The 259-nt window shown below is 49.8% G+C and carries 1 protein-coding gene; it reads left to right on the top strand.

What is annotated here, in order from left to right; all coding sequences use genetic code 11:
- On the top strand, window positions 1-259 hold a 259-nt coding region (locus Q5762_RS38895; protein ID WP_315897036.1), incomplete at both ends, for a hypothetical protein.

Genomic DNA, 259 nt, shown 5'->3' with positions numbered 1-259 from the left:
CGGTGGTGAAAGTGGGACTGGTAAATCTGCCAGTCTCGCCAACCTCCGTGACCCGGAACGAGTGCTCTTTGCAAACTGTGAAGCGAACAAGCGTTTGCCGTTCAAATCCAAGTTTGCTGAAGAGCCAATCACTGACCCGTATCAGATATTCGATCTGTTGGATCAGGTGATTGAACAGCCTGATGCCGTGTCGGCATTCGTCACCGATGACATAGACACTCTCGTACATGTTCATCAAGAATGTCACGGTATCGATGAC

Origin of the sequence: Streptomyces sp. P9(2023), from assembly GCF_032436795.1 — a bacterium.
Lineage (GTDB): Bacteria > Actinomycetota > Actinomycetes > Streptomycetales > Streptomycetaceae > Streptomyces.
Note: the sequence above shows the minus strand (reverse complement) of the source record. Positions and strands in the feature narration are given on the sequence as shown.